The sequence below is a fragment of the Hoylesella marshii DSM 16973 = JCM 13450 genome, assembly GCF_000146675.1.
Lineage (GTDB): Bacteria > Bacteroidota > Bacteroidia > Bacteroidales > Bacteroidaceae > Prevotella > Prevotella marshii.
In genome coordinates, this window is sequence record NZ_GL397214.1 from 957,741 (window position 1) to 967,944 (window position 10,204).

Annotated in this window: 9 protein-coding genes; 5 read left to right on the top strand and 4 right to left on the bottom strand. The window is 49.8% G+C overall.

The annotated features are described in order from the left end of the window. Positions 1–489 precede the first annotated feature (489 nt). On the bottom strand, positions 490–1,464 hold the full coding sequence (locus HMPREF0658_RS04015; protein ID WP_006948754.1) for a GNAT family N-acetyltransferase: 975 nt from the start codon (positions 1,462–1,464) through the stop codon (positions 490–492). A gap of 97 nt (positions 1,465–1,561) precedes the next feature. Here HMPREF0658_RS04015 and HMPREF0658_RS04020 point away from each other — a divergent pair, with 97 nt between their 5' ends. The 4 genes from HMPREF0658_RS04020 to HMPREF0658_RS04035 are packed head-to-tail and all read left to right on the top strand — an operon-like array spanning position 1,562 to position 4,018. Beyond that, positions 1,562–2,089, top strand: coding sequence for a nitroreductase family protein (locus HMPREF0658_RS04020; protein WP_006948755.1), 528 nt, complete (start codon positions 1,562–1,564; stop codon positions 2,087–2,089). 22 nt (positions 2,090–2,111) lie between these two features. Then, positions 2,112–2,903, top strand: a complete 792-nt coding sequence (locus HMPREF0658_RS04025) for a Rossmann-like and DUF2520 domain-containing protein (RefSeq protein ID WP_006948761.1) — start codon at positions 2,112–2,114, stop codon at positions 2,901–2,903. Beyond that, positions 2,896–3,414, top strand: coding sequence for a KdsC family phosphatase (locus HMPREF0658_RS04030; protein ID WP_006948762.1), 519 nt, complete (start codon positions 2,896–2,898; stop codon positions 3,412–3,414). The genes HMPREF0658_RS04025 and HMPREF0658_RS04030 overlap by 8 nt, the downstream gene beginning before the upstream one ends. 13 nt (positions 3,415–3,427) lie before the next feature. Continuing rightward, positions 3,428–4,018 (top strand): Maf-like protein, encoded by a 591-nt coding sequence (locus HMPREF0658_RS04035; RefSeq protein WP_006948764.1) that lies wholly within the window; start codon positions 3,428–3,430, stop codon positions 4,016–4,018. Here HMPREF0658_RS04035 and HMPREF0658_RS04040 read toward each other — a convergent pair. Further along, a complete protein-coding gene (locus tag HMPREF0658_RS04040) occupies positions 4,011–4,775 on the bottom strand; it encodes an RNA methyltransferase (RefSeq protein ID WP_024990998.1) in 765 nt (254 codons plus the stop codon). The two genes, HMPREF0658_RS04035 and HMPREF0658_RS04040, sit on opposite strands and share 8 nt — an antisense overlap. A gap of 174 nt (positions 4,776–4,949) precedes the next feature. Between HMPREF0658_RS04040 and tamL the strand changes: the two genes are divergently transcribed. Then, positions 4,950–7,130, top strand: coding sequence for a translocation and assembly module lipoprotein TamL (gene tamL / locus HMPREF0658_RS04045; RefSeq protein ID WP_040557838.1), 2,181 nt, complete (start codon positions 4,950–4,952; stop codon positions 7,128–7,130). Positions 7,131–7,280: 150 nt separating this feature from the next. Here the strand turns inward: tamL and HMPREF0658_RS04050 are convergent, their stop codons facing one another. Together HMPREF0658_RS04050 and HMPREF0658_RS04055 are read right to left on the bottom strand one after the other, a co-directional pair. Next, complete coding sequence (locus HMPREF0658_RS04050) at positions 7,281–8,243, bottom strand: DUF6261 family protein (RefSeq protein ID WP_006948772.1); 963 nt, start codon at positions 8,241–8,243, stop codon at positions 7,281–7,283. Positions 8,244–8,531: 288 nt separating this feature from the next. Continuing rightward, a partial coding sequence (locus tag HMPREF0658_RS04055) for a fibrobacter succinogenes major paralogous domain-containing protein (protein ID WP_006948773.1) occupies positions 8,532–10,204 on the bottom strand: 1,673 nt, incomplete at its 5' end.

Here is a 10,204-nt window from a genome sequence, read left to right on the forward strand (position 1 = left end):
AAGTGCGACAGAATCTTACGACCGATACGATTTGCGCCGGGAAGGTTGCCGCCCCATCCATGTACAAACGCCATCTGTACCACGAACAAACGCCATCTGTACGGGGTACGAATGCCGACTTATCAATCGTCACTTTACGACCTTAAGAAGTTACGACCTCGAACTTTTGAGCATCAAATACGCGAGTTCGGTTTAAGCATCTGCCTAAGTTCTGCTGCGAGGTTAGAGAAATGGGGTGTCTTTTTCCCAATAGTGAGGGTCACGATGACGGTTTTGAGCGATTTTTACCGATTGTGATGGTCACTTTTACCGTTCCGCTGTACTCCACAGCCGCCTCTTCTCTTACGGCTTAAATATTCTCTATCCCGAACTGACGTACAGAATCATCTCAAAAAGGGGCTGAAAAGCCACGAATGAGAACCACCTTTCCCGATGTGAAATATCCCTTCCCCCCCAAACATTGCTATCCGCATCGGGCAGGCGACAGGGTTATAAAGAGAACCATGATAACAGGCGATTCACCCACGACAGGGAGAAACGGAACCAACGATAGGTGCTCACAGGCTTTCCGCCGAACTTCAGTATAAACTCTCTCAAGGGATTGCGTGAGAAAGGAAGTCCAACGTCCATGAATCGTATGTGGGCATAACCGCATTGATGAGCATAACTGATGGCATGCCATATAGTCAGGACATCGGGGCGCACGCGGGGATATGACTTTCGCAACGAGGCTGCGTACCATACGTATGCGTCTCCGTCAGAGTACACACAGGCACAGCCACCGATGACTTTCCCCTTATAAGTCGTAATAAATACCCGTCCGCTCTCGCTGTGTGCCAGCTCCACGAACCACTCATATGGCGGTGTAAACCGGCGAAACTTGGACAGATTGTAACCACGCATGATTTTATAAAAGGCTCGTATCTCGCATTCATCTTCTGTCTCATGGGTAACTGCCCCTTTCTTCATACCTTTCCGTATGAGCTTTCTCATCTTTGCCGATAACCGCTGTTCGGGGGGCATGCTGTGAAGCGACTGGTGTATCTCCATCCACTGCACGGGAAAATAGCCGGCACGTCGGAGTTGCTTGTAGCCAAACATCTTATGGCTCATGTCACTTATCTCAATATACAAGCAGAGCCGATAGCGCAACTTCCGCGTAATGGCCAGCAGCATCATGTTGAAAAGTGCGGCTCGGTCGCAACCTTCTTCGTATTCGCCCTCCCCATAGATATGGGCATGGGTATAGAGATAGGGCGGAAAGAACGAGCCGCGCCGCCGCATGACGGTCAGAAGGTGGGCAATGATGCGGCCATCGTTTCCTATGGCAAAAACCATGAATGGGGTATGCGCAGGAGAACGCTCGAAAATGGTAAACAGTTCCGTGCTGTGAAAGAAGTTGCACTGTGGGAAAGTCGGCAACTCTTTGGTGTCTGAAATAATCTTGATGGTGATGTTCTCCATGACGCAAAAATAATAAATCTTTTCTAAAAAAGCGGCAAGGCATCCGCATTTTGAATAATATTAGGTATCTTTGCCCACCTAACAAATCAGCTGAAATATGACAGATTTTAAACAATTGATACAGCAACGACGCAGCCATCGTAAGTTTTCGTCGGAAGAAGTGAGCGGCGAAGATATACAACTGTTGTTGAGAGCGGCATTGATGTCGCCCACCTCCAAAGGGCAGCGCGCATGGCATTTCATCGTAGTAGATGACCGTATAGACCTCGAAAAGATGGCCGATGCCAAGGCTGCAGGTAGCCAATTTCTGAAGGATGCTCCCCTGGCAATCGTGGTGTTAGGCGAATCGGGAGTAAATGACTGTTGGATAGAAGACGGCGCCCTCGCGGCTATGTCAATCCAATATCAGGCAGAGGAATTGGGATTGGGGTCATGCTGGATACAGATGAGAAACAGAGGCCTTACCGACGGCACCGCCGCGAGTACCGTATTGCGAGGTATTCTGAATATTCCCGAAACGATGGATGTACTTTGCGTATTAGCCATCGGGCATTATACAGATGCACGTAAACCACAGGACGAGGATAAGTTGAAATGGGAAAACGTGCACGTGGATAAGTTCTGACAGTTGTACAGCCTACACACCGATGAGAATAACGATGATAGGGGCAGGCCGTCTGGGTACTCACTTGGCACGGGCACTGCACAAAGCAGGTCACGACATCGCACAAGTGTATAGCAGAACGATGGCATCGGCTTCTCCCATAGCCGCAGAAACGAAAGCGGAAGCCATCTGCCATTTGGGGGATTTACGCAACGATGCCGATATATATATAGTAAGTGTATCGGACAATGCACTGCCGCAACTATTGCCAACCATCTGCGAAGGGCGGGACGGGAAGCTGTTCCTGCATACAGCCGGTTCGGTTTCCATCGCTATTTTCAAGGGAATAACTTCTCGGTATGGCGTACTCTATCCCCTGCAAACGTTTTCCAAACAACGGGACATCAACTTCCGAACCATTCCATGCTTCATAGAAGGCAACACGGAAGAAGCAACATACGCTGTAGAAGACTTGGCCAAAACACTGTGCGCCCGCGTTGTCCGGTTGTCGTCCGACCGCCGGAAATATCTGCATTTAGCAGCCGTCTTCGCTTGTAATTTCACGAACCATTGTTACACCTTGGCAGCTAATATCCTCGAAAAGCAGGGTATTTCTTTCGACGCTTTACTTCCTCTCATAGCAGAAACAGCCGACAAGGTGAACCGACTCTCTCCGCAAGAAGCACAGACGGGACCGGCCGTGCGTTACGACAAGAACATCATCTGCGCACAAGCCGAATTGCTCTCGGACAACACCACAACGAAAGCACTCTACGAACTGATGAGCAAAAGCATCAACGAAGAACAAACAAAATACAGGAAAAAGAATGATTAACTACAACCTGAACAAGATAAAGGCCATCATTTTCGACGTAGACGGTGTGTTGAGTCTCTCCACCATCCTCATGAATGACAAGGGCGAACCCATGAGAACCGTTAATATCAAAGACGGTTACGCCATACAATTAGCACAAAAACAAGGCTTGCGCATTGCCATCATAACGGGTGCCGACAATGAACCGATACGGAAACGATACGAGAAACTCGGAGTACAAGATATTTTCACGAAGTGTGCAGTCAAGCTACAGATATACGAAGCATTGAAGAAACAGTATCAATTAACCGACGAAGAAATCATCTACGTGGGCGACGATATACCCGACTACGAGGTCATGAGCCGGTGTGGGTGCCCGTGCTGCCCCGCCGACGCATGCCGAGACATCAAGGAAATAAGTCGGTATATCAGTGATTACGATGGCGGAAAAGGCTGCGGCCGCGATATTATAGAGCAGGTGTTGCGTACCAAGGGACAATGGCTGATGGCAGAAAAGGCATTCGGCTGGTAAGTAAAGAGACACAATGCAGACAGTTTCATACAAGATGGTCTTGGCGAGTAACTCGCCTCGGAGACGCGAGTTGCTCGCGGGCTTAGACATACCGTTTGAGGTGCGCGTGGCAGATGGTATCGATGAATCCTACCCCGAAACGATTCCCGCACACGAAGTGGCACGATATATTGCAGGGGAAAAAGCCGCAGCGTACTGCAAAACAATAGCCGACGATGAGCTGGTGATTACAGCTGATACCGTCGTCGTGGTAGGAGAAAAGGTGCTGGGAAAACCGAAAGATGCCAAAGAGGCGTGTAGCATGTTGCGCGAGCTAAGTGGAAAGACCCACCGCGTGATAACCGGTGTCTGCCTCATTACCCGGCAGGAAAAGCGATTGTTTGACGTAACAACCTACGTTACTTTCAAGCCGCTCACAGAGGAAGAAATACGATACTACGTAAATCGCTATCGCCCGATAGACAAAGCCGGAGCATACGGTGTGCAGGAATGGATTGGTTACATAGGAGTGACGAATCTTTCGGGCAGCTACTACAACGTGATGGGACTGCCCGTGCAGCGAATCTATCAGGAATTGAACTCGCTGACGGGTGGCATCAGATAAACCGTCTTCTGAACTCGGCGCACACAACAGCTGTGGCAATAGCTACATTCAGACTTTCAGCCGTAGGTTTCTCGGTCGGGAAAGATGGAATCAGAAGCCGATGGGTCACGCGGCTGGCAATGGCTTTCGACAATCCCTTTCCCTCATTTCCCATCACAATCAGTCCGTTGCGCGAAAGCGACTGTTGATAGATATCCTCACCATTCAGCAAGGTTCCATAGACAGGAGTATCAGGGTGTAGCGCGTCGAGCAAGTCCTTCAAATCCGTATATACAAGCCTCACCCGTGCAATGCTGCCCATCGTGGCCTGCACAACTTTCGGATTGTAGGCATCGGCCGTGTCAGGACTACAGAATAGGGTAGTAATTCCAAACCAATCGGCAATGCGAATAATGGTACCCAAGTTTCCCGGATCTTGCACCCCATCCAATGCCAGCACGAGGTCGCTGTCGGGAAGCTGAAACAGAGAAGCGTCGTTGCTGTCGTCGGGTATGCGGAAAATGCCGATAACCTGTTGCGGATGTTGCAGAAAACTTATCTTACCCAACATCTCTTCCTCTACGACAATCACCTCTACACCTGCGGGCGAGGCATTTTCCGCCATCCATTCTTTCGTGGCAATGAGCAGGGTGGCATTGAACACGGGCAACAACTCACCCACCGTTTTCGGCCCTTCAGCCACGAACAGCCCCTCGGCCATTCTGTTTTTCTTTTGCTGAAGAGAGCGTATGAACTTTATCTTGTTTTTCCCTATCATCATGACAAACTTATGTAAAAAATCGCATTGCAAAGGTAAGGTTTCTCGTTGGATTCGTGAAATATCATACATCGATTTGTTTCAAAATTCGTACCTTTGCACTCAATCCAACTGTGTAACATCATGATGTTTTTAGTTCGTCGCCTTCGTAGATACGCTCGTTCCATCCTCCCCATGGCGTTCACGGGCATCCTCCTTTGCGGCTGTTCGGCCACAAAGTTTATACCCGAGAATCAATATTTGCTGAAGAGCGTAGAGGTGAAGGCCGACGAGAGAGAGTTGGATGCTAAACAGTTTCAACAGTATGTCAGACAACTGCCCAACTCCCGTTGGTTCTCTCTCTTCAAGATTCCGATGGGCACCTATGCCCTTTCCGGTCGGGACACGACGAAATGGCTCAACCGCACCTTGCAGCATATCGGTGAAAAGCCCGTGGTCTACGACACGTTACAGGCGCGCCTTTCGTGCGATGCACTACGCAATGCCATGCACAACATGGGATACATGAATGCTGATGCCACCGTAGAGGCGAAGATAAAAGGCCGATATGCGAAAGCTATCTACACCCTGCATGCCGGCGAACCGTCCTACATCCGCCACATCAGTTACGACATACAAGACTCCGCAATCGCTCATCTGTTGCATCTTGAGGACACTGTCCGGCAGGGATTACACGCAGGCATGCGCTTCGTTGTGAGTACACTCGACGACGAACGGAAACGCATCACCGACGAACTGAAGAATCTGGGCTATTATCGCTTCCACAAAGATTTCATACAATACGATGCCTACCGCATCCCCGGCACACACGACATCGACCTCGTGCTGCACCTGCTGAAATACAAGACGAGCGACGACATGCCCGAGCGACCGCACCCGCAGTACCGCATCAGAGACGTGAACTTCATCCAGCAAGACAGTGCTGCCATCCCTCTGCGGCGACAGGTGCTGGCCAGCAATACGGCCGTGAAAAGCGGTACGCTCTTCTCTTCACGGGCACTCGAAAAAACCTATCGCAACTTCGGACGACTGCAAGCCGTGCGCTATACCAACATCCGATTCCGCGAACTTCCCGACACCACACTCCTCGACTGCAACATACAGCTCGACACCAACAAACCCAGCACGCTCAGCTTCCAACCCGAAGGCACCAACACGGCAGGCAACCTCGGAGCAGCAGCGGCCGTGATGTACGAAAATCGCAACCTCTTCCGCGGCTCCGAACGATTGAGCATCGAATTGCGTGCAGCCTTTGAGGCCATCACGGGACTCGAAGGCTACAAGAATGAGAACTACGAGGAATACAGCCTCGAGACGAAACTCGCCTTTCCGCGATTCATCGCACCGTTTCTCTCGCGAAGTTTCCGACAAAAAAACACCGCCTCCTCCGAACTCTCCCTAAGCTACGACCTGCAAAACCGCCCCGAGTTCCACCGCCGCGTCTTCTCCGCCGGATGGCGTTACCGATGGAACGAACCCAATCGTCACTCCACCTACACGGTAGATGTCGTAGACCTCGACTACGTGTATATGCCATGGATTTCGCCCACCTTCAAACGCGAATACATCGACAGCATCAGCAATCGCAACGCCATCTTACGCTACAACTACGAAGACCTCTTCATCCTCAAAATCGGTTTCGGATTTACCTATAGCAACAACAACTACGCCGTCAAAGCCAAGATTGAAAGCGCAGGCAACCTGCTCCACGCCGTATCCCATGCCTTCTCCACCCAACAGAATAACAAAGGGCAGTACACGCTCTTCAACATTGCCTACGCACAATACGTCAAAGCCGATGCCGACTTCTCCAAGGTCGTTCGATTCGACCGCTACAACTCCGTGGCTTTCCATGCCGCCATCGGCATTGCCTATCCCTATGGCAACAGCACCGTACTCCCTTTCGAGAAGCGATATTTCTCGGGAGGCGCCAATTCTGTCCGAGGATGGAACGTGCGCGGACTCGGCCCGGGCGGCTTCAAAGGCACGGGACGACGCATCGACTTCATCAACCAGACGGGCGACATGAAACTCGACCTCAACATGGAATACCGCACCTTCCTGTTTTGGAAGTTCCACGGTGCCGCCTTCGTGGATGCCGGCAACATATGGACGCTGCGAAACTATGCCGAACAGCCCGACGGTCAATTCCGGTTCGACAAGTTTTATCGGCAGATAGCCGCCTCCTATGGTTTAGGCGTGCGCCTGAATTTCGACTACTTCATCCTGAGACTCGACATGGCGATGAAAGCCATCAATCCGGCTTACGCCACATCAAAAGACCACTATCCCCTGCTTCATCCTCGTCTACGTCGCGACTTCGCATTTCACTTCGCCGTAGGTCTCCCGTTTTAACCTCAACATGCAACCAACAACGCGCGAGGAGGCGTTCATCTTTTCATTCCACACAAACAAAAAAAGCGAGTGGTACGCGTCATCACGACGCGTACCACTCTATGTATTATGCAAAAAATAGTTTCTTATAGGCATGCGGGGCAGGCTGCCTCAATCCTTCGGCACCATCGGAAGAGGGTCGGAGGGTACAGGACCGGCACCGCCGCCCGGATTTTTACCGCCACCATCGTCCGGCTTTTTACCGTCGTCACCGCCCGATGGCTTTTTGCCTCCGCCATCCGGTTTCTTATCGCCGTCCGATAGTTTCTTATCCTTGTCATCACCCGGCTTCTTGTCTTTATCACCGCCCGGTTTCTTATCTTTATCCTCTTTCCGCTTCTTGGCCGCCGCTTTTTGACCGATGCTGAGGTTGAAGGTGGCGCGGAAGTCGGCTGAGATTTTATTCATGTCACTCACGAGGTCGGCCACGAGCGTCTTTTCAACCGCCGTCTTGGCCATGATGTACGAGGCGAGGATGCATTGGCACGCGCCCTCGAACAGCTCGTCGGTCTCGCGGCGAGCCGTACGCGAATCGGGCAGTTTTGCGGCCGTGGCTTCGTTGCGACGATCGGTGCGCAGCCGCTCGTACTCCTCGTTCACCACATTCAGCTCATCAAACACAGCTTTCAATCCGAGCACCGCCACCTCGGCGGGAAACTTGCCCGCATCTTGTTCCATGCCCACGATATGCCCGCTTTCGGCCTCGAAAATCTCTTCCTGAATGCCGAAATAGGGTTTGAGAATGACGTACAGATGTTGCGCAGCCTCGCGGATGGCGGCCACGGGCGAGGTGCGTTGGGCACGAACCACGGCGAAGATATTCGTCAGCAACTGGTCGCGCTCCGTGTCTTTTTTCTGCAATTGCGCAGTGAGCACCGACGCCGTGGCCTGCTTGTTGATTTCCACCTCCACGCCGATGGCCTTCTCCCATGCGGCTATCCATTCGGCCGGCAGGTTTATCTTGGTCGCATCCACCGTTTTCACAAGTTCGAACTGTTTGCGCTGGTATTGCGCGTGCAATACGTTGTTGAACTGCGAGACATAGCTCCCCTCAATTCTTAAAATTTTCTTCATAAGTCGTTGTTATTTTAGATGAATGAATGAATAAATAAATTATTTTGAGTCCGAAGTGCAGAAAATGCCGTCATAACTTATTGAGGAGTCTCGGAGCCTCCACACTGTCTCCATAAATTATTTTGAGATTCCGAGAGACTCTGAATGTTCTACCATAGATTATTTTTGCATCCCTTGGGTCTCGGCACTGTCTTCATAAATTATTTTAAGGTTCCGAAGTCTCGGAATATCCCACAATAAATTATTTTGGCACTCCCGGAATCCCCGACACTGCTTCCATAAATTATTTTAATAATTAATGAACGGACGAACTAAACGCGTTTGCTTTTTCTGACTGCCGGCCAAACTAAATCGAAAATCTGGCAGAACAACAATATCTACAAACCCAACCATGTATTCTTCCGTTGTCCAATATGAACTACTAAAGAAACCGGGATAAACGAGTTTGCCCCCAACTCGTGTAAATGCCTCATCAACTAAATTTCCGTACCATTCCCACTCGGATTTAGAGGGATCAAGTGAATGGGTTGACAAATCAACAAGGCCTAATGTACTAAGAAGACGACTCCATTCGCCCATTGTCGGTAAGTGCCAACGCCTACTATAGATAGCATCTGCAGAGGTCGTATTAGCCGGTTTATATTGCCCGGCAGCATAGAAAGCTGGATAGTTTATTGCATCGTTTCCTCTTATAATCGTATTTTTGCTATAAGTTGTACTCCACGTATAGTCATTAAAATCTTTGAACATGTCAAAGGCGTCTCTAACCGCCATCGTTGTATTGCTCTGTGTTTCTTTCTGGCTGCCATCACTCCATTTTATTTCCGTCCCCGCATTCTTTAATGCTACTGCTATACGTTTATCGAAATCAACGACTATTCCTACCGGTTTTCTTGCGCCGGCATTGGAGAGGAAGCCAGAACTTCCATCATTGAAAAGATAAGTATATTTAGGACTCATTTTAACTTTGATACAATAAGTACCATTGGCTACGAACGTATGATTGCCGTTCGCCAGTTTATTAATATCTCCATTGAGTGGTTTCCAAAAGATTTTCCCGCCGGTGATATTCAGTTTTAGATTTGCAACCTCAGTCGTTGGCAGAAAATAATGGTAATCGGCCGTAGAGGTGTAGGCGTAGGTCTTCCCATAATTGGAGGCGGTGTATTTTGCTTCTGTGCTGGCCGGAGAATCATTCGCTATATTCATTGCTGCATCGGAAAGACTTGTATAGCTTCCGTCCGTAGGATTATAAGAAACTTTTTGAGGGATATTGTTGCCTGTTGATTGGAGTTTGTTAGTAATAGCAGTGGGAATGTCCTTTTTTGCTACGATTTGCGTACGCACACGGACACCGACGTGCCGAGCAGAAAGATTAATAGTTTGGTCTGTAGTAATTAAAGTGACTCGTTTTCGACCGATACGAGCTGTGGCAGCATTAGCTAAAGTCACCTCAAGTTTATTGCCAACGGGCGTTACTTGGTCGTTGAAGCAAACAATATCGTAAGTCTTTTTCCGACGTAACTCTATTTCTGCAGCTGAGCCGGCATCGGGTGTAAAACCTGTGGCAGTGAATGTGCCTTTTATTTCTCGATATACCGCTCCGTTAAGATAGGCGCGAATGGTGTAGTGCGTGGGGGTGGTTACGCCGCGGGTAGCTGCTGTCGGCTTCTCTGCCGGTTCGCTCTCAAGTGTGGTCTCTGTTTCGCAATCGCCCACCTCAGACAGAGCAGGTGCTGATGGTATCGAAGAGGCTCGGGTGAGTTCGGTTTCTGTGCCGAATCCCTCTTCTGCCATGCGGAACTGCACGGCCTGAAACGTAGCTTCCTCCTCTCTGTCGTTGTTATCCTCTTTGCTGCATGATGTGATTGTAAGTGCTCCTATTGCAAGGAAAAGGCTAAATAATGTCGTTTTCATCTTCATTGTTCTGTTTTTATTCAAATTCATTTTCATCTCCATCA